Source organism: Bartonella sp. AA2SXKL (assembly GCF_042197205.1).
Taxonomy (GTDB): Bacteria; Pseudomonadota; Alphaproteobacteria; order Rhizobiales; family Rhizobiaceae; genus Bartonella.
In genome coordinates, this window is the sequence record NZ_JBHIRN010000091.1 from 329 (window position 1) to 823 (window position 495).

The 495-nt window shown below is 27.5% G+C and carries 1 pseudogene; it reads left to right on the forward strand.

Annotated features, from left to right (window positions below):
• Positions 1-362: 362 nt before the first annotated feature.
• Positions 363-495, forward strand: a pseudogene (locus ACFINS_RS09950) (type II toxin-antitoxin system antitoxin, RelB/DinJ family); the annotation flags it as partial.

The window sequence follows — 495 nt, forward strand, 5'->3', positions numbered from 1 at the left end:
CTTTCTATGCTTTGTTGAATCAAGATTGCACAGAAAGATTAAACAATGTACACACAGAAAAAAATATTAAACCAAAACCAAAAAATGAAACAATTCTTTAGTTTCAATCAGAATTAAATCAATTTTTGAAAAATTTAAAAACGTCAAAATTTTCAAATAAATTTGCTTAACAAAACTAAAAAGAAAAAGGCATTCTTAAAAAACCTCGTTTTTGTAGCTCAATTAAGCCATATGATAAAAAGGGAATCAAAGGAGGTTTACTATAGAGTATAGCAATGGCTTCAAAAGATGTTATGTGAATACGCATAGACAAAAATTAAAAAAAAGAAGCACATGAAATATGAGACGCTCTAAGACTTACAGTGTCTGATTTTAGAGGGATTGCTTTCACTAAAGTTATTAGTGAAGAAAGATTGCCATTTGAAATGCATATTCCTAATACAAAAACGCTTAAAACTTTTGAAAAAACAGACAAAGGTGAAGATATTTTTTATG